Here is a 25,007-nt window from a genome sequence, read left to right as displayed (position 1 = left end):
ATATCACACTCTCCGCCTGCGCTTTAACGGCGTGCGTCGACCAGTTGCGCCATCATGTCGATATGCGCCTCATCGGCGTTCAGCGCAGGGATATACTCAAACTTCTCACCACCGGCATGCATAAAGATCTCGCCGTTTTCGCCACTGATCTCCTCAAGCGTCTCCAGACAGTCAGAGGAGAAGCCCGGACTCATCACCTGAACATGCCTGATCCCTTTGGCGGGCAGGCTTTCCATGGTTTTGTCGGTGTAAGGCATCAGCCAGGGTTCACGACCAAAACGTGACTGGAAGGTCATCATGTACTGACCGTCACGCAGACCCAGCGCTTTAACCAGGGCCGCTGTGGTATCCGCACAGCGCTGCGGGTAGTCATCGCCTTCGTTGGCAAAACGCTGCGGAATGCCGTGGAACGATAACACCAGCAGATCGGGCTGACCGTGCCGCTCAAATGAGCGCTCCACCGTCGCTTTCAGCGCGGCGATATAGGCCGGATGCTCGGCATAGTCGCGAATAAACTGTACGTCAGGCAGCGAACGGTAATCTTTGAATACGGCGGTCAGACCATCCCACACTGAGGCCACAGTGGAGCAGGAGAATTGCGGGTAGAGTGGCAGCACAATCAGGCGGGTCACACCCTGCGCCATCAGCTTATCGACTGCACTTTTCAGGCTCGGGTTACCATAGCTCATGCCCAGCTCGACGGGCATATCAACACGGGCCGCCAGGGCATCGCGCTGACGCATGCTGTAAACCAGTAGCGGTGATCCCCCTTCCATCCAGACCGATGCGTAGAGTTTAGAGACGCGTGGCGAGCGAAACGGCAGAATGACAGCATTGAGAACCGGCCACCAGAGCCAGCGCGGCGCATCAACCACGCGCGGATCGCCTAAAAATTGTTTCAGATAGCGTTTAACTGCAGGTGTGGTTGGGGCGTCTGGCGTACCTAAATTTACCAATAACACGCCGGGCTTATCTTGCCTCATTGGAGTTCCTTGATGACAGCGGGGATGCGTGAAAACGGGGAAATTGTAGCGGAATTAGTGGGAGGTAAAATCGATTACTGCAAAAGGGGCCAGTAATACCGGCCCCGTTGAGCTTAGCCGAGGATCTTAGCCAGCTCAGCACTCACTTCGGTCACCTTACGGGTCCCGTCGATTTTGTGATAGGCGGTGTTGCCCGCTTCCGCTTCTTTGCTGTAGTAAGCAATCAGTGGCGCGGTCATCTGATGGTATTCCACCAGGCGCTTACGCACGGTCTCTTCCTGATCGTCTTTACGCGTGGTCAGCTCTTCGCCGGTCAGATCATCTTTGCCTTCCACTTTCGGTGGATTAAAGGTGACGTGATAAACGCGGCCAGATGGGGTGTGAACACGACGGCCCACGATGCGTTCAACGATCAGTTCGTCCGGTACGGCAAACTCCAGCACGTGATCAACCTTGATCCCGGCCTCTTTCATTGCATCTGCCTGAGGAATGGTGCGCGGGAAACCGTCCAGCAGGAAACCGTTTTTGCAGTCTTCCTGAGTGATACGCTCTTTGACCAGCGCAATCACCAGCTCATCGGTCACCAGTTTGCCAGCATCCATAATGGCTTTCGCCTGGTTGCCCAGCTCGCTGCCTGCTTTTACTGCTGCACGCAACATGTCGCCGGTGGAGATTTGCGGAATACCGTACTTCTCCATGATGAATTGGGCCTGAGTCCCCTTACCTGCGCCCGGAGCTCCGAGCAGAATAATACGCATTGCGTAAATCCCCTTGCGAATCGCATTGATCTATCTTAGAAGCGGAAGAACATACCATTATGACCCGCTCATCACAAGGAAGGGCGCGGATCGCGCAGGGTGACTTTAGCGGCTTTCTGGCCCTGACCCCGACCCGCCCGGCCTGACTGACGCTTTTTCAGATTTACCACCTGCGCTGAGCAGAAATTGCAGTCGCCGACTCAGATGATGCGTCATATTCACGCTTTTTTTGCCGCTGCCCCGCACGTTAGCATTCAGCTGCAGCCTCGCCAGCTGCGGCCATTTCACCACATCGTCCGCATCTGACAGCGCAGAGATCAGCGAGGCCGGAACATTAAAGCTGGCGAACGGCAAACCAGGCTGATGACAGGAGTTCAGCGGCAGCGGGGATGACAGGGAAAGCGCATCGACGGTGGCAGCATTGTAGGGGCGCCACAGCGGATCGTCGAAGCGGCGCAGCGCCTCGTACGTGGCGTTAAGAGTCAGTCCCTGTTCAAATAGCCGCAGTTCGCTGCGCACCAGCGTACTGAAGTCATGGGTCCGCAACGCTACGAGCACCAGATCGCTGCAGATCTCAGCGTGGCGATCCAGCCGGGTAACAAACAGATGGGATTCATCGATCAGTCTTTGATGCAGCACGCTGGCGAAGCTCTCGCTCGCCTCAGTCACGCCCTGATTCTGGCAATCCTGTAAGGGACGCACGCGGCCATTCGGCAATTCGATATGAGGAACCAGCATAATGCTGCCTGCTATCAGCGGAACCGCTGGCAGGTTACTAAGTTCGGTGATCGGATAACGCGAGGCGTAGCGCTGCTGATTACGTGCCTGCTCCTGACGCAGAAAAAGCTGAGAAAGCAGGACCTGCGCTACATGCAGTGAGGGCGCTAAGAAGAGATCGAATTGCTCCAGCCGGTAAAAGCGTGAGAGCGCCAGGCGTAACCGATGGCGCGCCTCTGCTGACGTTTCAGAGGATAAAGGGCTGTGAGCCATGGTTGTCTCGCTTCATGGAGTGTGCGGCGTGAGCGCAGGTTAAGCGAGGCGGAATATCGCTGAAAAAAACACAGATATAAGGCTGAGTCAACCCGCCAGAATTTGCTTTACAGAGTAGGTCAATGCGGCTGGACTTTAAAATGATATAAATTAACAATCCCTGTTAGGTTTCTGCACAGGAGATAGGGATGAACGGACTGCCACCACTCAGAGCGCTGCACTATTTTCACCAGGCAGCCTTACACAGCAGCTTTAGTGTGGCGGCTGAACATCTGCATGTGACCCACAGCGCCATCAGCCATCAGATTCGCCAGCTGGAGAGCTGGATGGGTAAGCCGCTGTTTGTCCGTAGTCATGGCCGCGTGAAACTGACCGCACACGGCGACCGGCTGCTTCTGAGCTGTCAGCAGGCATTCAGTGAGTTACGCAGCAGCTGCGAGACTATTCGCACCGGCCTGCTTCAGCAAATCCGCGTCTCCTGTGCTCCCAGCTTTTTGTCACAATGGCTGATCCCCCGAATCGCCAGCTTTTACCAACGCTATCCGGAGATTGAAGTTCACTTTCTGCCGCTCGCTGAGATCGCGCAACTGCGCAGCGAACATGTGGATGTACTGATCCTCAGCCATGGCGATCCACCTGAACCCGATTTAGACGCCACGCTGGTCAGCGAGGATGAGATTGGACCGCTTTGCGCACCGCATTTTGCCACGCAACTGCGGGTCGGAGAGGATCTGGTAGCACTGCCTCTGCTCCATGCAGATACCCGACGGCACGCCTGGTCAGAGTGGGCGGTCCAGACCGGAGTCAGGGGTCGCTTTAATAGCGGTAAACATTTTGAGACGCTGTCGCTGGGCATTCAGGCCGCACGAAGTGGTCTGGGTGTTCTGATGGCACCGCGTTTGCTGGTTCGCAAAGAGCTGGAAGATGGCACGCTGATCGCCCCGCTGGGCTTTGTTCCCGTGGAGCGTGCGACCTGGATGATGACGAAGCAGAGCCGTCGTCAGGATACAGAGATCCGTGTGTTTCGTGACTGGCTGCAGGAGGCCGCACAGCCATAAAAAAAGCCGGTGAAAACCACCGGCCTGTTGCCGTTATGCGGTCAGCAGCTGGTTCATGCGGCGGATAAACTGGTTTGGATCGTCCAGCGTACCGCGCTCTGCCAGCAACGCCTGATCCAGCAGCAGCTCAATCCACTCACCGAAGCGAGCTTCATCCTGCGTATCCGCAACACGTTTCACCAGCGGATGATCCGGGTTGATTTCAAACAGGTACTTCACTTCCGGCACTTCCTGTCCGGCCGCCGCAAACAGCTTCGCCATCTGCGTGGTCATCTCGTTGGCATCGGTAGTCACAATCGCTGGCGTGTCGGTCAGACGATGGGTCAGACGCACCTCTTTCACGCGTTCGCCCAGCAGATTTTTCACACGCTCAACAAATGGCTCCAGCGCTTTTTCCGCTTCTTTCTGCTCTTCGGTCTCTTCATCCGCCAGCTTGCTCAGCGACTCATCCGCTTTGCTGACCGACTGGAAGGTCTTACCGTCGAACTCAGTGAGGTAGCTCATCATCCATTCGTCGATGCGGTCAGAGAGCAGCAGCACCTCGATGCCTTTTTTGCGGAACAGCTCCAGGTGCGGGCTGCTCTTCGCAGCGGCATAGCTGTCAGCAGTGATGTAGTAAATCTTCTCCTGACCTTCCACCATGCGGCTGACGTAGTCTTCCAGTGAAATGGTCTGTGCTGAACCTTCGCTCTGGGTGGTGGCGAAGCGCAGCAGTTTCGCAATCGTTTCCTGGTTGGCGTTATCTTCCGCCGGACCCTCTTTCAGCACCAGGCCGAATTCATTCCAGAAGGTCTGGTATTTCTCGTTGTCATCTTTCGCCAGTCTTTCCAGCATCTGCAGAGTACGCTTCGTCAGCGCAGCACGCAGGCTCTGGGTCACGCGGCTATCCTGCAGGATCTCGCGGGAGACGTTGAGCGGCAGATCACTGGAGTCAATCAGACCACGCACAAAGCGCAGGTAGTTCGGCATAAACTGCTCAGCATCGTCCATGATAAAGACGCGCTGCACGTAGAGTTTCAGGCCATGTTTCTGATCGCGGTTCCACATATCAAATGGCGCACGCGCCGGAATGTAGAGCAGGCTGGTGTACTCCTGCTTACCTTCCACCCGATTGTGGCTCCAGGCGACCGGATCGCTGTAGTCATGGGCGATATGTTTGTAGAACTCGTTGTACTCGTCGTCGCTGATCTCAGCTTTGTTACGGGTCCACAGCGCCTGGGCTTTGTTGATTTTCTCCCAGTGAGTTCCCTCGCCCTCTTCATCTTTGCTCTCGATCTCAACCGGCAGCGCGATGTGATCGGAATATTTGCTGATGATGCTGCGAACGCGCCATGCGTCCAGGAACTCATCTTCGCCTTCGCGCAGATGCAGCGTGATCTCAGTACCACGATCGGCTTTCTCGATCTCAGCCAGGGTATATTCACCCTCGCCCGCAGATTCCCAGAACACACCTTCATCGGCAGATGCGCCCGCAGCGCGGGTACGAACGGTGACTTTATCTGCCACGATAAAGGCAGAGTAGAAGCCCACACCGAACTGACCGATCAGCTGGCTGTCTTTAGCCTGGTCGGAGCCGAGGGATTCCAGGAAGGATTTGGTGCCCGATTTGGCGATAGTGCCGAGGTTTTCAATGACCTCATCGCGACGCATACCGATACCATTGTCGCTGAGCGTGAGGGTACGGTTGTCCTTATCAACAGAGAGACGAACGCGCAGCTCGCCGTCACCTTCATACAGGCTGGAATCTGACAGCGCGCGGAAACGCAGTTTGTCTGCCGCATCCGAGGCGTTGGAAATCAGCTCACGCAGGAAAATCTCTTTGTTTGAATAGAGAGAATGGATCATCAGGTGCAGAAGTTGTTTTACTTCCGACTGAAAGCCACGGGTCTCTTGTCCTTTCATGGTCATTGCTACCTCAACAAAACAGGTTGAACAAACGTTGTTGAGGTTGATGTGGGGATGACGCGGGGGTTTTCAAGCCGGTGTCTTTCACAACACCGGCAAGTGATTAAAATTTAAACTTCTGTCGACCTGCCAGCGAGTGGGACAGCGTGGTGCCATCGACCATCTCCAGCTCTCCGCCCACCGGCACACCGTGCGCGATACGGCTGGCGTCAACGCCATACTGACCACAGAGTTCCGCAATGTAGTTTGCGGTCGCCTCGCCTTCCACCGTCGGATTGGTCGCGAGGATCACTTCCTGCAGCGTTTCACTCTCCAGTCGCTGTTCCAGACGATCCAGGCCGATATCTGCCGGACCAATGCCGTCGAGCGGCGACAGATGTCCCATCAGCACAAAGTAGCGGCCGCCAAACTGGCCGGTCTGCTCAATGGCGTGAATATCTGCCGGGCTTTCCACTACGCAGATTTGACCATTCTGCTGACGCCGTGGATTGGCGCAGATGGTGCAAATTTCCTGCTCGGTGAATGTCCGGCAATCAGCACAGTGACCAATCTCCGACATCGCCCGGGTCAGCGCCTGCGCCAGGCGCATACCACCGCTGCGATCGCGCTGCAGCAGCTGAAAAGCCATGCGCTGTGCCGATTTCGGCCCAACGCCGGGCAGACAGCGCAGCGACTCCATCAATGATTCAAGCAGTGGACTGGTTTGCATCAGAACGGCATCTTAAAGCCTGGTGGCAGCTGCATACCCGAAGAGACAGACGCCATCTTCTCTTTCTGGGTTTCATCAATGCGACGTGCCGCATCGTTGAACGCCGCAGCGATCAGATCTTCCAGCATATCTTTGTCATCTTCCAGCAGGCTGGGATCGACTTCCACGCGACGGCAGTTGTGCGCGCCGTTAATGGTCACTTTTACCAGGCCAGCACCCGATTCGCCGGTCACTTCAATCGCGGCGATCTCTTCCTGAACCTTGGCCATTTTGTCCTGCATCTGCTGGGCCTGTTTCATCAGGTTGCCCAATCCGCCTTTACCACCAAACATAGTTTTCTCTCTCAGCTAAGGCTACAACGCTATCGTTACGATAGCAGCAGCGTGTTCAAACAGGTCGGATACTCTCCTCATCCAGATCAGCATCGAAAAATCGCTGCAGCGTCTGGATGTGGGTATCACAGGTGATCGACTGACGCGCCTGCGCCAGTTTCTCTTCGTAAATGGCCTGACGCCACTCCAGTGGCGTCAACACCGATGAATTATCGTCTTCAACGACCGAGAGTTCAACTTTCTGCCCGGCACGCTCACTCAGTGCATCGCATAACACCTGCTGCGCCGACGGTGAATTCAGATGACGCTGACTGCTGCGTAAATGCAGGCAGACCCCGTTTTCGGTGGTCTCTTTCCAGGCATTTAATGCCAGCTGCTGCACCAGTTTTGGCAGCGGCAGAGTCGCAATCTCTGCGGCCCAGGGATCGCGCTGTTGCGCTTCTTCCGCCAGTCGCGCCGCCAGCTCAGGGGTTTTCTCATGCTCCAGCGCAGAACGCAAGGCCTTCGGCGTCGCGACCGGCTCTGCCACTTCAACCTGCTGATTAACGGCTTTCCAGCGGTACGCTTCCTCTTTTACCGGCGCGGCAGGCTCGCGATCGCGGATACGCTGCTGACTGCGCTCGGTAACCGAAGCCAGCCGCTCCAGTGCCGAGTTGGCCGGCCGCGCACCTGGCGCCGCCGGCTCACTCTTTTTTGGTTTGTTCGCTCCCTGACGCAACAACTGCGTGCGCGCCTGGAGGAGCTGGCTGGTGGAGCTTGAAAGTGGCGCTTCCGGTGCCGCATCCGGCGGCGGCGCGGGTTGCGGAGCTGCATCGGGCGCGGCCATCTGCGGCTGAGCGGCAACGTGCTGTTGCGGCGCAGGCATCGGCTGCTGAGGCTGCTGCGCCACAGGTGACGCTGTCTGAGCAGGTGACGATGTGGCGGGCTGTGCTGCCGCGTGTCGTGCGACAGGTGAAGGCCCGGAAGGTGCCGGTGCCGTCTGCGCCGGCGCGACAGGTGCCATCTGCTGGGTTAGCGCGGGACGGGCAATCGGTTCTGCCACCGCCGCTTTGGGGTGGAACGCCAGTGCGCGCAGCAGCGTCATCTCCACGCCCATGCGGCGATCGGGCGCAATCGGCAGATCTTTGCGGCCCATCAACAGCGTCTGATAATAGAGTTGCAGATCTGCGGGCGGCACCACGCGAGCCAGTTCACGCAGTCGCAGAGCGTTGCTCTCGTCATCATCGCTGAGCGAAGCCGGCAGCAGTTGCACCATTGCAATCTGGTGCAGCAGGCGCAGCATCTCCACCAGCAACGCCTCCCATTCCACACCGCGTGAAGCCGCCTGGCTCAGCAGTGTCATGACCTGCTGACCGTCACCGTCCACCAGCGCTTCCAGTAGCCCAAGCGGCTGTTCATCATCCAGCGTGCCGAGCATGACGCTGACCGTGCTGCTGGTCACCGCGCCCTGCCCCATGGCAATCGCCTGATCGGTGAGGCTCAGCGCATCGCGCATACTGCCATCGGCGGCGCGCGCCAGCAGCTGAAGCGCCCGGGTTTCGCTCTCAATCTGTTCCTGCTTCAGCACATGCTCGAGCTGCTGGCGGATTTGATCAACATCCAGCGCTTTGAGATGGAACTGCAGGCAACGCGAAAGAATCGTCACCGGCAGTTTCTGCGGATCGGTAGTCGCCAGCAGAAACTTAACGTGTGAAGGCGGCTCTTCCAGCGTCTTTAACAGCGCATTGAAGCTGTGACGCGACAGCATATGCACTTCATCAATCAGATAGACTTTGAAGCGTCCACGGGCCGGGGCGTACTGCACGTTGTCGAGCAGATCGCGGGTGTCTTCAACCTTGGTACGCGATGCGGCGTCAATCTCGATCAGATCGACAAAGCGGCCCTGCTCAATTTCACGGCAGTTATCACACTGACCACAGGGCGTGGCGGTGATACCGGTTTCGCAGTTAAGGCCTTTGGCCAGCAGACGCGCAATGGTGGTTTTCCCCACGCCGCGGGTGCCGGAGAAGAGATAAGCATGATGGATGCGTCCCAGAGACAATCCATTCGCCAGCGCCGTCAGAACATGTTCCTGACCGACAACATCAGCAAAAGCCTGGGGACGCCATTTTCGCGCAAGTACCTGATAGCTCATGTGGATTCGACGAAGTTGGATGGAAAGATGAGCGCAGACGCTCTGCAACCCCTGTATAAGATTGCAGTAGTCTATCAGCTACGCTTTTGGCTGGCACTCGTTATCTTGACGCCAGAGGCGTGACGGCCTCGCCGGGTGGCAAGGCCGAAAGAGTGGCTTAGTGGCCGGGGAATTTGACCAGGCTGTAACTCTCAACGCCCAGGGCATTGAGACGCGATTCACCGGTCAGATCGAACAGGTTAATAATGAAAGCCGCGTCTTTCACTTCACCGCCTGCACGACGGATCAGTTTAACGGTCGCTTCGATGGTCCCACCGGTCGCCAGCAGGTCATCAACCACCAGCACCAGATCGCCCGGCTGGATGGCATCTTTGTGCAATTCCAGCTGATCGGTGCCATATTCCAGCTCATAAGCTTCACTGTAAACCTCACGCGGCAGTTTGCCGGGCTTACGCACCGGAACAAAACCGACACCGAGGCCTAATGCCACCGGGGCACCAAACAGGAAACCGCGCGCTTCCGTACCCACCACTTTAGTGATGCCTTTATTACGGTAACGCTCAACCAGCAGCGCAATCGACGCGGCATAGGCTTTGGGATCTTCCAGCAGGCTGGTGACATCGCGGAACAGGATGCCTGGCTTAGGATAATCGGGAATACTTTTAATGCTGTTTTTAATGAATTCAAGCTGCTGCGCAGTGTCGGTCATAATGATACGCCTGGTAAAAAATTCTGTTTCGCGCAGCTTCAAAAGCGCTAATACCTGGTAAAAGGCTCAGCGGAAGTCAATTCACAAAGGGAAGCCACGCACGAAGACGCCCAAATCTAAGCAAATGACCGGCTAAATGCAACTTTATCGCGGCGACTTGGGTGCGTCCGCTGCTTCTGCCACCACCGGAATACGCCACATAAACAGCAGCAGCGCCGCCAGCATGATCAGCAGCATGATGCGTACCCAGAGCTGATGCACCAGGAAAAGCGAAAGACTAAATGTTGCGACTATCAGGCAGATAGCACGGACTTTGGCGCCCGGTGGCATTGCGCGATGCTGTTGCCAGTGACGCAGATAGCGGCCAAATGGCGATTTCCACAGCAGCCAGTGATGGAAGCGCGGCGATGACCGCGCAAAACACCAGGCCGCAAGCAGCATGAATGGCGTGGTAGGTAATAAAGGTAATACAATGCCCAGCGTCCCCAGCACAATCGCCAGCCAGCCGAGGGTTAATAACAGAATGCGTTGCATGAATCCCGCCCAGCTCTTTCCTCATCCGACTACGTTAGCACAACCGGACGTCACGCGATGAGTGCGATCGCTTTGCAACAGCGCCTGCAACAGCTTCTGATCGACCTGCGTCAGGAGATTGCGCGTCATCCGGATGGTGAGTGCCGTATGCCACGCTTTGACTCGCAGCTTTTTCACACCAAAGGCACGCGGCTGGCAGATTACCTGCTGGAAGTGGAACAGAATTTCGCCCGACTGTGCGACAGCGTCAACGATCTGGCGCGCAGTGCCTGGCTGGCTGAACACCTGGTGGATCAGATTGCTGCCCTGCAACGCGAGGCGAGTACCCAAAAGCTGCGTACCCAACGTGAACAGCCGGTTAAGAACCCACGCGCCTCAAAATATCAGGAGTACCGTGAATTTGAACGGCGCTTACTGGCGATGATCGATCAGCGTGAACAGCGGCTGGCACTGGCCGAAACGCTGGCGGTCCAGCGTCAGCTGAAGCAGGATCTGGAAACACTAGAGGGAAGACTGGCGCGCTGTCGTCAGGCGATTCGCTCTGTCGAATGGGGCGCTTCCCTGCGCGGCGGTGAGCACAGCGAATAAAGCGCAGCGTGAGAAAAGCGCTTCTATACTGAGTGCAATTCTGCCTGGAGACGAACCATGGGTTTACTGAGCTGGCTAATTTGCGGGCTACTGCTGGGCCTGTTAAAGCGTCTGCTGATACCGGGTCGGCCCGGTGGCCTGATGGCGACCCTGACGCTGTCGATGATCGGCGCACTGATCGGCGGCTATATCGCCGCCTATTTTGAACTGGGCTCGCTGGCAACGCTGCATGCTGGCGCCCTGGGCATAGCGATTGTCGGCGCGTTACTGATGCTGCTGGTCGCGGCCCGATTACGTATTTAGGAGACAAGATGTCACTGGAAAACGCCCCTGACGACGTCAAACTGGCTGTTGATCTGATTCAGCTACTGGAAGAGCATCAATTGCCGGTTGAGACCGTGCTCTCCGCGCTGGCTATGGTGCAGCGCGATTTCGAGAACAAGCGCGATAGCCAGCCGACCTAACAGGAAGCCGTCAGCGTCGGACTGAGGCGCAGCATATCGATAAAGGCGTTGGTCAGAACGGGTGCGTCTGCGGCTAAATCAAAACTGTCCGGCGAAAACAGCCAGCTTTCCATCATACCGTTGACGTAACCGCGCATAATCAGGGCAGCCTGACGCGTGCTGAGAGTGCCCGGAAGTTGTCCGGCGTCAATGCACTGGCGCAGGACATCTTCAATTTTATCGTAGCATTCCAGCAGTAAGCTTTGTTGCATATTCTTCAGTGCTGACATTTCGCCCACAAACTCGCATTTATGGAAAATGATCTCCATCAACGCGCGTCGCTGTGGATCCTTTGCAGTCGCTTCAAAGATATAGACCAGCATTGCGCGCAACACAGAGAGTGGATCGCCAGGGTATTTTGTCTGATACTCAAGTTCCACATCGTCCAGACCCGCATCACAACGAAGCCATATTTCGTGTAATACATCGGCTTTGTTTTTGAAATGCCAGTAGATTGCCCCGCGCGTAACGCTGGCTGCGGTGGCGATATCTGCCAGTGAGGTGGCTGAGACGCCCTGCTGCGAAAAGAGAACAATAGCGGCATCAAGAATTTGATGCCGTGTTTCAAGTGCTTGCGCTTTGGTTTTTCGTGCCATAGTGGGCTTTTTTTACAAACAGGTAAGTTTACATACATTTGTGAATGTATGTACCATAGCATGACCTGCGCCTTGCCACAGCAATGGGTTTTTCATTTTGTGATCCATTGACCAATTGATACCGGACACTAGAGGTTTATTTATGAATAAAATCAGAGGATTATCGCCTCTGGCGGCCGTCCTGATGCTATCAGGCAGCTTTTTGTTAACAGGATGTGACAACAATAAATCCCAACAAGCCGCCCAGCAACCGCCAGCCGTAGGTGTTGTTACACTGAAAACGGAACCCCTTAAGATTTCAACTGAATTACCAGGCCGCACCTCGGCATACCGTGTGGCTGAAGTCCGTCCGCAGGTGTCCGGTATTATTCTGAAGCGTAACTTTATTGAAGGAAGCGACGTTAAAGCAGGTCAGTCTCTCTATCAGATCGATCCGGCTACCTATCAGGCAGCCTATGACAGCGCCAAAGGTGATTTAACGCAGGCGCAGGCTAACGCACATATCGCTCAGCTGACCGTCAAACGTTATAAACCTCTGCTCGGCACCAAATATATCAGTCAGCAGGATTATGACACCGCTGTTGCTACAGCCGCGCAAAACGAGGCTGCAGTTCAGGTAGCAAAAGCCAATGTCGAAACGGCCCGCATTAATCTGGCTTACACCAAAGTCACCTCGCCTATCAGTGGCCGCATCGGTAAATCGTCGGTAACGGAAGGTGCGCTGGTACAAAGCGCACAAACCACCGCACTGGCCACCGTGCAGCAACTTGATCCCATGTATGTCGACGTCACCCAGTCGAGCGAAGATTTTATGCGCTTACGTTCAGAACTGGAGTCGGGTCAGCTGAAGCAGAGCGAGGGCAAAGCCAACGTGACACTGCTGATGCAGAACGGCAGCAGCTATCCACAGCCTGGTACGCTGGAGTTCTCTGACGTCACCGTTGATGAAACCACCGGTTCTATCACCCTGCGCGCCATTGTCCCGAACCCGAACCATACCCTGTTACCGGGCATGTTTGTTCGTGCGCGTCTGGATGAAGGCACCAATCCTGATGCATTGCTGGTTCCGCAACAGGCGGTAACCCGTACCCCAACGGGTCAGGCAACGGTCATGGTCGTGGGTGCAGATAACAAAGTTGAAGCGCGTCAGGTCACCACCTCTCAGGCGATTGGCGACAAATGGTTAGTCACTGACGGTGTTAAAGCGGGTGAACGTGTGATCAGCACCGGTCTGCAGCGTGCCAAGCCGGGCGCACAGGTGACCCCACAAGAAGTCTCAGACGATGCGAAAGCGGCACCCGATTCAAAGCCGCAGTCTGACAAGTCACCGTCATAACAGGAGCCGTTGATTCATGGCTAAGTTCTTTATCGATCGACCCATCTTTGCGTGGGTGCTTGCCATCATCATCATGCTGGTCGGTGCGCTGTCGATTCTCAAACTTCCGATCGAGCAATATCCCAATGTTGCCCCGCCGGCGATTGAGATTCAGGCCACCTACCCTGGTGCGGATGCTAAAACGCTGCAGGACTCGGTGACCCAGGTTATCGAACAAAACATGAACGGTATCGATGGACTGATGTATATGTCCTCGAGCAGCGATTCATCCGGTACGCTGACCCTGACCATCTCCTTTGAGTCGGGTACAGATGCAGATATCGCGCAGGTTCAGGTGCAGAACAAACTGCAGCTGGCGACGCCGCTGCTGCCGCAGGAAGTGCAGCAACAGGGGATTCAGGTTAAGAAATCGTCCAGTAGCTTCCTGATGGTTGCGGGCTTCATCAGCGACGATGACAACATGACGCAGAATGACATTTCTGACTTTATTTCGTCATCAATCAAAGATCCGATCAGCCGTACCAAAGGCGTGGGTGATACCCAGGTATTTGGTGCGCAGTACGCGATGCGTATCTGGATGGATCCGCACAAGCTGAACAACTACAACCTGACGCCGGTTGATGTGATCAGTGCGCTGAACACTCAGAACACCCAGGTCGCTGCCGGTCAGTTAGGTGGTACGCCGCCGGTGCCAGGACAGCAGCTCAACGCCTCAATCATTGCGCAAACCCGTCTGACCTCAACGGATGAGTTCGGCAAAATCCTGCTCAAAGTGAACGAAGATGGTTCTCAGGTTCGTCTGCGTGATGTGGCAAGGATTGAACTCGGTGCAGAAAACTACGAAATCGTTGCCCGTTATAATGGCAAGCCTGCGTCCGGTATCGGTATCAAGCTGGCCACCGGTGCGAATGCGCTGGATACCGCCAATGCGGTGAAAGAAGAACTGGCCAAATTACAGCCGACCTTCCCGGCCGGATTGAAAGTGGTCTATCCGTATGACACCACACCTTTCGTTAAGATCTCGATTTTCGAAGTGGTGAAAACGCTGATCGAAGCGATTGTGCTGGTGTTCCTGGTGATGTATCTGTTTCTGCAGAACTTCCGCGCCACGCTCATTCCGACTATCGCTGTGCCCGTGGTACTGCTGGGTACGTTTGCCGTTATCAACGCATTTGGTTATTCGATAAACACCCTGACGATGTTCGGGATGGTGCTGGCCATCGGCTTGCTGGTGGATGACGCCATCGTGGTGGTTGAGAACGTTGAGCGCGTGATGGCGGAAGAAGGATTACCGCCAAAAGAAGCAACGAAGCGTTCAATGGAGCAGATTCAGGGCGCACTTGTCGGTATCGCGCTGGTACTGGCCGCTGTATTTATTCCGATGGCGTTCTTTGGTGGCTCGACCGGCGTTATCTATCGCCAGTTCTCCATTACTATCGTTTCGGCGATGGCGCTATCGGTGCTGGTCGCCTTTATTCTGACGCCGGCACTCTGTGCCACCATGCTGAAACCGATCAAAAAAGGCGATCACGGGAAAACCACCGGTTTCTTCGGCTGGTTCAACCGTATATTCGACAAAAGCACCAGTCACTATGTGGATGGTGTCGGCCACATGGTTCGCAGTACGGGTCGCTACATGCTGATCTATCTGGTCATCGTGGTCGGAATGGCGTTTCTGTTTATGCGACTGCCCTCTTCATTCTTACCGGAAGAGGATCAGGGTCTGCTGCTGGCTCAGGCGCAGCTGCCTGCAGGCGCAACGCAGGAGCGTACTCAGAAAGTGCTGGATCAGGTCACGGACTACTTCCTGACGCAGGAGAAAGACACGGTTAAATCGGTGTTCACCGTTAACGGCTTCGGCTTTGCTGGTCGTGGACAGAATACCGGTATCGCCTTCGTCAGTCTCAAGCCGTGGGATGAGCGTACCGGCGCAGACATGAAAGTTCCGGCGATTGCTGGCCGCGCCATGAAGGCGCTGGGCGCAATCAAAGATGCGATGGTCATTCCGTTCAACCTGCCCGCTATCATTGAACTGGGTAACGCGACTGGCTTCGATTTTGAGCTCATCGATCAGAATAACCTGGGTCACGATAAGCTGACGGAAGCGCGTAATCAGCTGTTTGGTATGATTGCACAGCATCCTGATACGCTGGTTGGCGTGCGCCCGAACGGTATGGAAGATACACCGCAGTACAAGCTGACGATCGATCAGGAAAAAGCGCAGGCACTGGGCGTATCACTCAGTGATATCAACACTACGCTGGCGGCTTCCTGGGGTGGCTCTTACGTGAACGACTTCATTGACCGCGGTCGTGTGAAAAAAGTTTACGTGATGGGTAAAGCGGACTCTCGCATGTTGCCGGACGACATTGGTAAATGGTTCGTGCGCAACAGCAGTGGAACCATGGTGCCCTTCTCTGCCTTCTCGTCAGCGAAATGGCAGTATGGTTCACCGCGCCTTGAGCGTTACAACGGCCTGCCTGCGATGGAAATCCTGGGACAGGCAGCTCCCGGTAAAAGTTCGGGTGCGGCAATGGATCTGATGGAAGAGCTGGCGGCGAAACTGCCTGCCGGTATCGGCTATGACTGGACTGGCATGTCCTATCAGGAACGCTTGTCCGGTAATCAGGCTCCTGCGCTCTATGCTATCTCGCTGATTGTGGTCTTCCTGTGTCTCGCCGCACTGTACGAGAGCTGGTCGATTCCCTTCTCGGTTATGCTGGTTGTCCCGCTCGGGGTCATTGGTGCACTGCTCTTTACCACTCTGCGTGGCTTAAGTAATGACGTCTACTTTGTTGTCGGGTTACTGACCACCATCGGCCTCTCGACCAAGAACGCCATCCTTATTGTCGAATTTGCTAAAGATTTGATGGATAAAGAGGGCAAAGGGCTGATTGAAGCTGCGCTGGAAGCGTGTCGTATGCGTCTGCGTCCTATCCTGATGACGTCACTGGCGTTTATTCTCGGGGTACTGCCGCTGGCGATCAGTACCGGTGCTGGCTCCGGTTCGCAGAACGCGGTAGGTACAGGCGTAATCGGTGGTATGGTTACCGCGACCATCCTGGCAATCTTCTTTGTGCCGGTGTTCTTTGTGGTAGTACGCCGCCGCTTTGGCAAGAAAAAAGAAGAATCAGCGAACAGTCATCCGGTTGAACATAACCAGACTCACTAAGCTGTAAATCATCTGAGGCCGCGCAAGCGGCCTTTTTTATGCCTGCGATTCCACCCTCCTTCTCTCCTGCCACTTCACCTGAACCAGCGCTACGACAGTTGCAATCTCAAAAGGTGCGGCGCATAATAATGTTATATTATAACATTACATAGGCGTGCATTATGAAAGCGAATATTCATCCTCACTATCGTCACGTGGTCTTCCATGACACATCCGCGGATGTGTGGTTCAAAATCGGATCCACCATTAAAACCGATCGCACAGTTGAGTTCGAAGGCGAAACACTGCCCTACGTCACTCTGGACGTGTCATCCGCCTCGCATGTTTTCTACACCGGCAAACAGAAAGATTTTGCTAAAGAAGGCAGCACCGCACGCTTTAACCAGCGTTTCGGTTCTTTCCTGGCCGCAAAGAAGAGGTAACTCATGAAGGTATTAAGCTCTCTGCGCTCCGCCAAAAATCGCCATCGGGATTGCAAAGTGGTGCGCAGGAAAGGACGTGTTTACGTCATCTGTAAAACAAATCCACGCTTTAAGGCTGTACAGGGAAGGAAGAAGAAACGCTAGTTTGTGTCGTGATGACTGGCCGGGCTCGCCCGGCCTTTTTTATGCCTATTGCATACTCTTCAGCATCGCATTCACGTTATGTTTAAAGGCCGCCTGATAAGTCGCCGCCGGGCCAGAAGCCGTGGATAACGCTTCCGGATAGAGCTCACCACCTGGCTCAGCACCGGTCGCGCTGGCTATCTGTTTCACTAACCGCGGGTCCGTCTGATTCTCGATGAAATAGCGGTTAATGTGCTGCTGTTTGAGCTGGTTGATTAAGCTCCCCACGTTGCTGGCACTCGCTTCTGCTTCAGTAGAGAATCCGACGGGTGCCAGAAACGTTACGCCATATCGCTGTCCAAAGTAACCAAACGCATCGTGACTGGTCAGCACTTTACGTTTGTCGACTGGAATAGCATCAAAGGCCGTTTTTGCCCAGCTATCCAGCGCCTGCAGTTGCTGTATGTAATTCTGCCCACGCTTGCGGATTGCTGGTGCATCTTCAGGGTCGGCTTTGACCAGCGCATTCATCACGTTGGTCGCGTAGATAACGCCGTTCTGCATGCTGTTCCAGGCGTGTGGATCGGTCACCGTTTTGCCCTCCTCCTCCATGCTGCGGGTAGTCACACCCGTTGAAGCGACCACGGGCTGCCCGCGATATCCCGACGCGCTGACCAGGCGATCCATCCACCCTTCCAGCCCCAGTCCGCTGACAAACACCAGATCGGCCTTCGCCAATGCCTGGCTGTCCTGTGGCGTCGGTTCAAACGTATGGGGATCGCCATTCGGTCCCACCAGACTTTTTACGTTGACATGATCGCCGCCGACCTGTTTGACGATATCTGCCAGCACAGTAAAACTGGCCACGACATCCACCGTTTTTGCCATTGCAAATGGCGTGGCAAACAGCGCAGCGAGCGCCAGGCTAACCGGTAATTTTTTCATAGATACCCCTTAAGATTAATGGCGGCGCAAAATCCCGCCGCATGGCCCTGCAAGAATGGAGAAAAAAAACAGCATGGCGGCGCTCAGCACCACAGCGGGACCGGCCGGTAATGAAAAGTGCCAGGAGAGCATCAGGCCAGCCAGGGCTGAAAGCATTGCCATGAAAATGGCGATAGCCAGCATCGCGGCAAGATGGCGACTCCAGAAACGGGCGCTGGCAGCGGGCAGCATCATTAATCCCACCGACATCAGCGTGCCCAGCACCTGAAAGCCCGCCACCAGATTCAGCACCACCAGCATTAAAAACAGACCATGCACCAGCGGTGCACTCCATTTTCCCTGCGCCCGCAGGAAGTCACTGTCAAAGGCATCGATGACCAGCGGACGATAAATGATCGCCAGCATAATCAGCGTAAAGGCGGCGATGCCGCCAACCAGCAACAGTGCAGCGTTGTCCACCGCCAGCAGCGAGCCAAACAGCACGTGCAGCAGATCCACGCTTGAGCCGCGCAGTGAGACCAGCGTGACGCCCAGCGCCAGCGAACCGAGATAAAACCCGGCAAAACTGGCATCCTCTTTTAAGGGCGTGTATCGACTCACCGCGCCCGAGAGCAGCGCCACGGCTAAACCTGCGATCAGGCCGCCGATACCCATCGCGACCAGTGACAGTCCGGAGATCAGATAGCCAATAGCCGCACCCGGCAACACGGCATGTGATAATGCATCGCCAATCAGACTCATACGGCGCAGCGAAAGAAATACGCCGAGTGGCGTGGCACTGATAGCCAGCGCGACGCAGGCAACCAGTGCGCGCCGCATAAACCCAAACTCAATAAAAGGCTGTATCAACGTCACGGCGCATAACTCCGCAGAGGGGGATCAGGGAGCCAGGTGCAACTGACCTCCGTATCATCCATCGACATCACATTACTGAAGTAGCGAGCGACCAGTGGACGGTCGTGCAGCACCACCAGCAGCGTTGTTCCAGCCTGCTGTTGCTGTTCCAGTATCGACATCAGTAATGTTACCGTCTGACTATCAATGCCGTTAAAAGGCTCATCCAGTAGCCAGAGCTGGCTGCGCTGCAACATCAGTCGCGCAAACAAGACGCGCTGAAGCTGTCCGCCCGATAAGGTCGCGGGCTGCGCATCTGCATAATCACGCATCTGAACCGCCTCCAGCGCCTGCCAGATTTCCCGACGCAGTTCCCGGTTGATGCCGCCGAACCAGCCGCAGCGAGGCCAGCAGCCAATTGAAACCAGTTCAAATACCGTCAGGGGAAAGCGCGTCTCCAGTTCAGTACGCTGTGGCATCCAGCCAATAGCCCGCCGCGAAACCTGCAGCTCGCAGCGCCCCGCTATTGGTGGCAGCAAGCCCGCGATGGTTTTTAACAGTGTTGATTTGCCGCTACCATTCGCGCCGACCAGGGCTGTCATCGAGCCAGCGCTGAGCTGACCATTGATGGCGGGGGTAACAGCCTGTCCCTGATAGCCCGCGCGAAGTGCGTTGAACCGGATCATGCGCTGATCCCCCATTTTATCGCCACAGCAAGCAGCGCAATGAACAGCAGTGCGATAGCCAGTCGCCCACCTAATGACATAAGTAATCCACTCTGACGCATCACTTCACCAATATGTTATAACATAACAATAATATATCGGATATTGTTGTTGCACCTATGCGCGAATGTGTATCAAAAGATAAATAACACCAGGTGTCACTGGCAGTCGCAGACATGCGATGCAGCCTGCTCACACCACTGGCGCAGGTTAACAATTAACGGTTTTGTGCTCTGCTGGCTTGCAAACTGGTTGCAGAAATCCAATGATAGGTTTATTAACGGTTATAAGCGGACCAGATATGTTGTCACGAATTGAATGTGATATTGCTGTAGGCGAATCAGACTGCACAAAATTAGCGGAGATTGTTCAGCGGAATATTCTCAAAATAACAGATTTGCTGGTAGGGGATTTACGCTGGTATTCGCAGAATGCGCAGTTAGTTCCTGGCAGTTTAAAAATTATTTGTGTTGAATATCAGGATCTGGATAGTTTTAAATTACTTTACGATTTTGACTGGAATTTATTTAGTCCTTGTCAGGATTTAAATGAAACAGTAACGCAATCGGAGCAGGTGAAGTTTCGCATTGTGCCCGGTGCACTTGAGTTTGATGCGATTGACAATGCACAACCCTCCCCCAGCGATGAATTGTAATATTTAGTAATGGAGGTGAGCAGAACTAATGGTTTTACACTATCTTTAAGATATCCCGTTTAATAACTGCCCGAATAATCGCTTCCCGGCGGCGTTATCGTGACTCGCTGCCCTGCGGCAACTGTGCTAGCTATGGAGGGGAAAAAGATGGACGAATACTCACCGAAACGGCATGATATTGCCCAGCTTAAATACCTATGTGAAAGCCTGTTTGACGACAGCATGGCAACATTAACCGACAGCCATCATGGCTGGGTAAATGATCCCACTTCTGAAAGCAATCTGCAGCTTAACGATTTGATTGAGCACATCGCCTCTTTCACCATGAATTACAAAATTAAGCACGTTGAAGATGAAGCGCTGATTTCGCAAATCGATGAATATCTTGATGATACCTTTATGTTATTCAGCAACTATGGTGTCAATAGTCCGGATCTTCAACGGTGGCAACGTTCAGCTAAACGCTTATTTAATCTGTTCACTGAAGAGTGCGCTTTTCTCCAGCAACCGAGCCATTCATTATAGTACAGACATGAGAACGGTTTATTTATGAACAAAACCCTGACTAAAACTGATTATTTGATGCGACTACGGCGTTGCCGTTCACTGGATACCCTGGAAAGGGTCATTGAAAAAAATAAGTATGAATTACCTGAAGATGAGTTAGCGGTATTTTACTCGGCAGCTGACCATCGTCTGGCAGAACTGACGATGAACAAGCTTTACGATAAAGTCCCGGGTTCAGTCTGGAAATTTGTCCGCTAGTTTTATTGATTAGTACTTAGCTTTACACTTTTTAGTACCGGATATTCCTGCCTGCCGTCAAACCAATCGGCTAGGCGGGTTTTGCCTGTCTGCAGTTTCTGTGAAGGGATATTGCGAGGGAGAAAGTGGTGGGGGCCCTGCCAGCTACATCCCGGCACACGCGTCACCTGCTACGGCTGCTTCCTTCCGGATCTGACCGAGTTCACAAGCTAGCATTGCGGGAGAACCAACAGGGCCCCCATTGACAAGCCCTCTTTACGAGAGCGGGGGCATTATCTGGGAAGGAGGGTGCAATTGCAAGCGTAGTCGGGACAACCGTTGTTTTCTTGAACAACCGCTGCTATAACGCTTTCACTGCTTTCTCCCCATGCTAAAGTTAAGACCCTATTCCTGATGAAATAAGCAGATGAAATAAACACATGGATCAGCCTGACACCTTTCAGCAACGCATCTGGCAAATTGTTGCCGCTATTCCGTATGGCCATGTCACTACCTATGGCGATGTGGCGCTGCTGGCAGGTTCTCCGCGGGCGGCACGTCAGGTCGGCGGCGTGCTCAGTCGGTTACCTGAAGGTACTGCCCTTCCCTGGCATCGCGTCGTCAATCGTCACGGTAAAATTTCACTGCAGGGCGACCGTCTGTTCAGACAGCGCGATGCACTGGAAGCCGAAGGCATAGAGGTAAGTGATGAGGGACAGCTTGATATCGGAACGTATCGCTGGGATTTCAGGCAGTAAAAGGGGCGACAAGGTCGCCCCGAAAAGTGATTAAATATGGGTTGGTGCAGGAACAGCTGCAGACGGCGTCACCTGAGTCGGTGAGGTCGAAGGAACGGTGGTCGCTGCCCCCGGCTGGGTTGGCATCGCCATTGATGGCACGGGTACCAGCAGCAGTTCAGCTTTAGTGCCACCCTGGTTGATCACCGGCTTCACGCCTTCAGTGACAAAAGCCAGCTTGCCGTCGATTGAGATCGCTGCGCTTAACAGAATGCGCGCATTAGGCTGGATGTCGGCCGGGTTAAACGGCAGCACGAACTGGAACGGTGCCTGTTTACCTTCAGTACGCACCACGCGTTGCGACAGCACTTTTGATGGTGCGTCGGATACAGAGGCATCAGACAGGGTTACCGTTAACACCGCATCCGGCGGCAGCGCAATGCGCTGGCGGATAAATACAGAGCCACTTACGTTAGGCTGCGCAATTGCCGCGGTCTGGCCTGCAACCGCAGAACCCAGAGTGGGGGTCGGAACGGGTTTACTCTTATCGGCGCATCCCGCAACAGCAAGCGCCATAATTACACCACTACACACATGCCTGAGTTTCATTGATGTCGTCTCCATTTGATCAAAATGATTGTCGGCAGCGAATCCTGCTTACAGCGTTTCACTCGCCGTATGTCCTTAATGTTGGCACAAAAATGAAATTTTGCCTGGCTCAGCTAAAGCGGAAAGTCTGATTGACGTTAACTGGTCCGATCTTTCACACTGAGCAGGTCACTTTATTGAGGAATGCGCCATGAGTCAGGCACTGCAAAATCTGCTGAATCTGTTAAATCTGGAAAAACTCGAAGAGGGTCTATATCGCGGCCAGAGCGAAGATCTGGGTCTGCGCCAGGTTTTTGGCGGTCAGGTGGTCGGTCAGGCGCTTTATGCCGCTAAGCAAACCGTTCCGCCAGATCGCGTTATCCACTCTTTCCACAGCTACTTTTTGCGGCCCGGCGATAGCCAGAAAGCGATTATCTATGATGTTGAAACGCTGCGTGATGGCAAAAGTTTCAGTGCCCGGCGGGTAAGTGCCATTCAGAATGGACAGCCGATTTTTTACATGACCGCATCGTTTCAGTCGCCGGAAAGCGGATTTGAACATCAAAATCCGATGCCTGAAGTCGTCGGGCCTGAAAACCTGTTAACTGAACAGGCGATGGCGCAGAAAATGGCACATCTTCTGCCAGAAAAGCTACGCGAGAAATTCATTGCTGAACGTCCGCTGGAGATCCGTCCGGTACAGATTCACAACCCGTTGCGGGGACATGTGGCTAAGCCTGAGCGCCAGGTCTGGATCCGTGCCACTGGCCCACTACCTGACGACTTACGTATTCATCAGTACCTGCTCGGCTATGCTTCCGATCTCAATTTCCTGCCGGTCGCGCTTCAGCCGCACGGCAAAGGCTTTTTAGAACCGGACATGCAGGTCGCCACGATCGACCATTCCATGTGGTTCCATCGCCCGTTCGACTTCACTGAATGGCTGCTCTACAGCGTAGTCAGTACCTCGGCTTCTGGCGCACGCGGTTTTGTCCGGGGTGAGTTTTACAATCAGCAAGGTGTGCTGGTGGCGTCGACGGTTCAGGAAGGCGTGATGCGTCAGCGCAGCGAATAAAAAAAGGGGCGATTTCTCGCCCCCGATTAATCTTTTCCGTACTGACACATTACTGGTTGTAAGCGTTCTCGCCGTGGCTGTTTACATCCAGACCTTCACGCTCATGCTCTTCCGGTACACGCAGACCAACAATCAGGTCAGCCAGCTTGAAGCCGATAAAGGCGACAACACCCGACCAGACGATAGTCAGGCCGACGCTGAACAGCTGCACCCAGACCTGATGGCCCATGGTAACGCCCTGTGCATAGCCCACGCCGCCCAGTGAAGAGGAAGCAAACACGCCAGTCAGAATACAGCCTACAATTCCGCAGACGCCGTGTACGCCGAACACATCGCAGGGATCATCCACACGCAGCCATTTCTTCAGGGTGGTCACACCCCACAATCCTGCCAGGCCGCCAACCAGACCGATGATCAAGGATCCGCCCACGCCAACGTAACCACAGGCTGGGGTAATCGCTACCAGACCGGCAATAAAGCCTGAACAGGCACCCAGCAGAGAAGGCTTACCACGTACCGCCCACTCGCCAAAGGTCCATGCCAGGACTGCGCCCGCGGTTGCGACGACGGTGTTCAGGAAGGCCAATGCCGCGATTTCATTTGCTGCAGACGCAGAACCGGCGTTGAAGCCGAACCAGCCAACATAAAGAATCGCGGTGCCGGTGAAGACCATTGGCAGGTTGTGTGGCTTAAAGGCCTCTTTACCAAAGCCAGCACGTTTGCCTACCAGATAAGCGCCCACCAGACCTGCTACTGCGGCGTTAATATGCACTACTGTACCGCCAGCAAAGTCCAGCGCACCATCCTGAGCCAGGAAACCGCCCGCCCACACCATGTGCGCGATAGGTAAATAGGAGAGCGTCAGCCAGACACCGACAAAAATCAGTACTGCAGAGAAGCGGATACGTTCAGCGATCGCACCGACAATCAGGCCCACGGTGATACAGGCAAATGAGGCCTGGAAAGCGACGTGGATATACTGATAGAAACTGCCCATTACGGCGGTAAGTTGAATGTTTTTCAGCATGGCCCAGCCAAAGCCACCAAAGAAAGCATTGCCTTCACTGAACGCCAGGGAGTAGCCGTAGACCACCCACAATACGCAAACCAGCGAGAAGGTCACCGCGACCTGGGTCAGCATCGACAGAACGTTTTTGCCGCGAATCAGACCACCGTAAAACAGCGCGATACCTGGAATTGACATAAACAGCACCAGCGCGGTGCAAATCATCATAAATGCGTTATCAGCCTTGTCCGCAACGGCAGGCGCAGCCATCGCGAGTGAGGGTAACAGTGCCAGGCTGGTGAGGCCCAACTTAGCTAACATTTTATTCATTTTTATTCCATCCCATCACAGTACTGAGTCTTGATTACAGAGCGGCTTCATCGGTCTCGCCGGTACGAATACGGATGACGCGCTGCAGTTCAGCCACGAAAATCTTACCGTCGCCAATTTTGCCGGTGTAAGCCGCTTTACTGATGACATCCACCACTTCGTCCAGCTGATCATCGGCAATCGCGATATCAATTTTGACTTTTGGCAGGAAATTTACGCTGTATTCTGCGCCACGATAAAGCTCTGCATGGCCTTTCTGACGGCCAAACCCCTTCACTTCGGAGACGGTCAGTCCCTGAATGCCGATAGAGGATAAAGCTTCACGTACATCCTCCAGCTTGAATGGCTTAATTACGACGGTGACCAGCTTCATTGGATCCCCTCCAGCGAGTAAATTGGTAACGTTTATGGACACGAAGGGATATAAGCAAAGCCTGTGCCAGAGTGTAAAACTGACGTTAATCAGTGAGTCAGGCGAGACGCGGCAAGGCATGGTTTTAACCGTAGCGGAAACCT

29 protein-coding genes, 1 other RNA gene and 1 other annotated feature are annotated in these 25,007 nt (G+C 54.6%); of the genes, 13 read left to right on the top strand and 17 right to left on the bottom strand.

Annotated features, from left to right (window positions below; translation table 11 throughout):
- Positions 1-23: 23 nt before the first annotated feature.
- From hemH to LQK91_RS07660, 3 genes are all read right to left on the bottom strand, one after another.
- The gene (gene hemH / locus LQK91_RS07670; protein ID WP_003850410.1) at positions 24-983 is read right to left on the bottom strand and encodes a ferrochelatase; all 960 of its coding nucleotides are present in this window, start codon (positions 981-983) and stop codon (positions 24-26) included.
- 113 nt (positions 984-1,096) lie between these two features.
- The gene (adk, locus tag LQK91_RS07665) at positions 1,097-1,741 is read right to left on the bottom strand and encodes an adenylate kinase (RefSeq protein ID WP_003850412.1); all 645 of its coding nucleotides are present in this window, start codon (positions 1,739-1,741) and stop codon (positions 1,097-1,099) included.
- 105 nt (positions 1,742-1,846) lie between these two features.
- Positions 1,847-2,731, bottom strand: a complete 885-nt coding sequence (locus tag LQK91_RS07660) for a DUF6024 family protein (protein WP_039659095.1) — start codon at positions 2,729-2,731, stop codon at positions 1,847-1,849.
- A gap of 188 nt (positions 2,732-2,919) precedes the next feature.
- Here LQK91_RS07660 and LQK91_RS07655 point away from each other — a divergent pair, with 188 nt between their 5' ends.
- Entirely contained in the window at positions 2,920-3,789 is an 870-nt protein-coding gene (locus LQK91_RS07655; protein WP_003850416.1) for a LysR substrate-binding domain-containing protein, read from the top strand.
- Positions 3,790-3,822: 33 nt separating this feature from the next.
- Here the strand turns inward: LQK91_RS07655 and htpG are convergent, their stop codons facing one another.
- The 6 genes from htpG to LQK91_RS07625 all read right to left on the bottom strand — a co-directional run bounded on the left by htpG (position 3,823) and on the right by LQK91_RS07625 (position 10,112).
- Positions 3,823-5,697 (bottom strand): molecular chaperone HtpG, encoded by a 1,875-nt coding sequence (htpG, locus tag LQK91_RS07650; RefSeq protein ID WP_008924917.1) that lies wholly within the window; start codon positions 5,695-5,697, stop codon positions 3,823-3,825.
- Between the two features lie 100 nt (positions 5,698-5,797).
- Entirely contained in the window at positions 5,798-6,403 is a 606-nt protein-coding gene (recR, locus tag LQK91_RS07645; RefSeq protein WP_003850420.1) for a recombination mediator RecR, read from the bottom strand.
- On the bottom strand, positions 6,403-6,735 hold the full coding sequence (locus LQK91_RS07640; RefSeq protein WP_003850423.1) for a YbaB/EbfC family nucleoid-associated protein: 333 nt from the start codon (positions 6,733-6,735) through the stop codon (positions 6,403-6,405). The genes recR and LQK91_RS07640 overlap by 1 nt, the downstream gene beginning before the upstream one ends.
- Positions 6,736-6,790: 55 nt before the next feature.
- Positions 6,791-8,869, bottom strand: a complete 2,079-nt coding sequence (gene dnaX / locus LQK91_RS07635; RefSeq protein ID WP_105099433.1) for a DNA polymerase III subunit gamma/tau — start codon at positions 8,867-8,869, stop codon at positions 6,791-6,793.
- Positions 7,388-7,449: a sequence feature (DnaX frameshifting element), on the bottom strand. Its footprint overlaps the gene before it by 62 nt.
- A gap of 157 nt (positions 8,870-9,026) precedes the next feature.
- Positions 9,027-9,578, bottom strand: a complete 552-nt coding sequence (gene apt / locus LQK91_RS07630; protein ID WP_008924915.1) for an adenine phosphoribosyltransferase — start codon at positions 9,576-9,578, stop codon at positions 9,027-9,029.
- Positions 9,579-9,722: 144 nt separating this feature from the next.
- Entirely contained in the window at positions 9,723-10,112 is a 390-nt protein-coding gene (locus tag LQK91_RS07625; RefSeq protein ID WP_003850431.1) for a DUF454 family protein, read from the bottom strand.
- 57 nt (positions 10,113-10,169) lie between these two features.
- Between LQK91_RS07625 and priC the strand changes: the two genes are divergently transcribed.
- From priC to rsmS, 3 genes are read left to right on the top strand one after another with little or no spacing between them, the layout of a single operon-like run.
- Entirely contained in the window at positions 10,170-10,700 is a 531-nt protein-coding gene (gene priC, locus LQK91_RS07620) for a primosomal replication protein PriC (protein ID WP_003850432.1), read from the top strand.
- A gap of 57 nt (positions 10,701-10,757) precedes the next feature.
- Complete coding sequence (locus tag LQK91_RS07615; protein WP_008924913.1) at positions 10,758-11,003, top strand: membrane protein; 246 nt, start codon at positions 10,758-10,760, stop codon at positions 11,001-11,003.
- A gap of 8 nt (positions 11,004-11,011) precedes the next feature.
- Positions 11,012-11,164 carry a pleiotropic regulatory protein RsmS gene (rsmS, locus tag LQK91_RS07610; RefSeq protein WP_003850436.1) on the top strand — a complete coding sequence of 51 codons (153 nt, stop codon included), beginning with the start codon at positions 11,012-11,014 and terminating at the stop codon, positions 11,162-11,164.
- Here rsmS and acrR read toward each other — a convergent pair.
- Positions 11,161-11,799 (bottom strand): multidrug efflux transporter transcriptional repressor AcrR, encoded by a 639-nt coding sequence (gene acrR, locus LQK91_RS07605; RefSeq protein WP_003850439.1) that lies wholly within the window; start codon positions 11,797-11,799, stop codon positions 11,161-11,163. The genes rsmS and acrR overlap by 4 nt on opposite strands.
- A gap of 142 nt (positions 11,800-11,941) precedes the next feature.
- Here acrR and LQK91_RS07600 point away from each other — a divergent pair, with 142 nt between their 5' ends.
- From LQK91_RS07600 to ykgO, 4 genes are all read left to right on the top strand, one after another.
- The gene (locus LQK91_RS07600; RefSeq protein WP_003850440.1) at positions 11,942-13,135 is read left to right on the top strand and encodes an efflux RND transporter periplasmic adaptor subunit; all 1,194 of its coding nucleotides are present in this window, start codon (positions 11,942-11,944) and stop codon (positions 13,133-13,135) included.
- A gap of 16 nt (positions 13,136-13,151) precedes the next feature.
- Positions 13,152-16,307 (top strand): multidrug efflux RND transporter permease subunit AcrB, encoded by a 3,156-nt coding sequence (locus tag LQK91_RS07595; protein ID WP_003850443.1) that lies wholly within the window; start codon positions 13,152-13,154, stop codon positions 16,305-16,307.
- 161 nt (positions 16,308-16,468) lie between these two features.
- On the top strand, positions 16,469-16,729 hold the full coding sequence (locus tag LQK91_RS07590; RefSeq protein ID WP_008924911.1) for a type B 50S ribosomal protein L31: 261 nt from the start codon (positions 16,469-16,471) through the stop codon (positions 16,727-16,729).
- A 3-nt stretch (positions 16,730-16,732) separates the two neighbouring features.
- Entirely contained in the window at positions 16,733-16,873 is a 141-nt protein-coding gene (ykgO, locus tag LQK91_RS07585; RefSeq protein ID WP_003850445.1) for a type B 50S ribosomal protein L36, read from the top strand.
- 45 nt (positions 16,874-16,918) lie between these two features.
- Here the strand turns inward: ykgO and LQK91_RS07580 are convergent, their stop codons facing one another.
- From LQK91_RS07580 to LQK91_RS07570, 3 genes are read right to left on the bottom strand one after another with little or no spacing between them, the layout of a single operon-like run.
- A complete protein-coding gene (locus LQK91_RS07580; protein ID WP_003850447.1) occupies positions 16,919-17,797 on the bottom strand; it encodes a metal ABC transporter substrate-binding protein in 879 nt (292 codons plus the stop codon).
- Between the two features lie 15 nt (positions 17,798-17,812).
- On the bottom strand, positions 17,813-18,652 hold the full coding sequence (locus tag LQK91_RS07575) for a metal ABC transporter permease (RefSeq protein WP_003850449.1): 840 nt from the start codon (positions 18,650-18,652) through the stop codon (positions 17,813-17,815).
- Entirely contained in the window at positions 18,649-19,317 is a 669-nt protein-coding gene (locus LQK91_RS07570) for a metal ABC transporter ATP-binding protein (RefSeq protein WP_008924910.1), read from the bottom strand. The genes LQK91_RS07575 and LQK91_RS07570 overlap by 4 nt, the downstream gene beginning before the upstream one ends.
- Positions 19,318-19,657: 340 nt before the next feature.
- Here LQK91_RS07570 and LQK91_RS07565 point away from each other — a divergent pair, with 340 nt between their 5' ends.
- The 3 genes from LQK91_RS07565 (at position 19,658) to LQK91_RS07555 (ending at position 20,776) form a co-directional block, all read left to right on the top strand.
- A complete protein-coding gene (locus LQK91_RS07565; protein WP_003850454.1) occupies positions 19,658-20,011 on the top strand; it encodes a hypothetical protein in 354 nt (117 codons plus the stop codon).
- 147 nt (positions 20,012-20,158) lie between these two features.
- Positions 20,159-20,536: an Hha toxicity modulator TomB gene (tomB, locus tag LQK91_RS07560; RefSeq protein ID WP_003850455.1), complete on the top strand. Its 378-nt coding sequence runs from the start codon at positions 20,159-20,161 to the stop codon at positions 20,534-20,536.
- A gap of 24 nt (positions 20,537-20,560) precedes the next feature.
- Entirely contained in the window at positions 20,561-20,776 is a 216-nt protein-coding gene (locus LQK91_RS07555; protein ID WP_003850458.1) for an HHA domain-containing protein, read from the top strand.
- A gap of 135 nt (positions 20,777-20,911) precedes the next feature.
- Here the strand turns inward: LQK91_RS07555 and ffs are convergent.
- Positions 20,912-21,008, bottom strand: an RNA gene (gene ffs / locus LQK91_RS07550) — signal recognition particle sRNA small type.
- A 187-nt stretch (positions 21,009-21,195) separates the two neighbouring features.
- Between ffs and LQK91_RS07545 the strand changes: the two genes are divergently transcribed.
- The gene (locus tag LQK91_RS07545) at positions 21,196-21,513 is read left to right on the top strand and encodes an MGMT family protein (protein ID WP_039659087.1); all 318 of its coding nucleotides are present in this window, start codon (positions 21,196-21,198) and stop codon (positions 21,511-21,513) included.
- Between the two features lie 30 nt (positions 21,514-21,543).
- Here LQK91_RS07545 and LQK91_RS07540 read toward each other — a convergent pair whose 3' ends face one another.
- Positions 21,544-22,101 carry a YbaY family lipoprotein gene (locus LQK91_RS07540; RefSeq protein ID WP_008924908.1) on the bottom strand — a complete coding sequence of 186 codons (558 nt, stop codon included), beginning with the start codon at positions 22,099-22,101 and terminating at the stop codon, positions 21,544-21,546.
- Between the two features lie 190 nt (positions 22,102-22,291).
- Between LQK91_RS07540 and tesB the strand changes: the two genes are divergently transcribed.
- A complete protein-coding gene (gene tesB / locus LQK91_RS07535; protein WP_003850463.1) occupies positions 22,292-23,155 on the top strand; it encodes an acyl-CoA thioesterase II in 864 nt (287 codons plus the stop codon).
- Positions 23,156-23,204: 49 nt separating this feature from the next.
- Here tesB and amtB read toward each other — a convergent pair whose 3' ends face one another.
- Entirely contained in the window at positions 23,205-24,491 is a 1,287-nt protein-coding gene (gene amtB, locus LQK91_RS07530) for an ammonium transporter AmtB (protein ID WP_003850465.1), read from the bottom strand.
- Positions 24,492-24,525: 34 nt separating this feature from the next.
- Positions 24,526-24,864, bottom strand: a complete 339-nt coding sequence (gene glnK, locus LQK91_RS07525; RefSeq protein ID WP_003850469.1) for a P-II family nitrogen regulator — start codon at positions 24,862-24,864, stop codon at positions 24,526-24,528.
- Positions 24,865-25,007 lie beyond the last annotated feature (143 nt).

It is taken from the genome of Pantoea sp. MHSD4, from assembly GCF_021043305.1.
GTDB classification, from domain to species: Bacteria; Pseudomonadota; Gammaproteobacteria; order Enterobacterales; family Enterobacteriaceae; genus Pantoea; species Pantoea eucalypti.
This window is presented reverse-complemented; position numbering and strand designations above follow the sequence as displayed.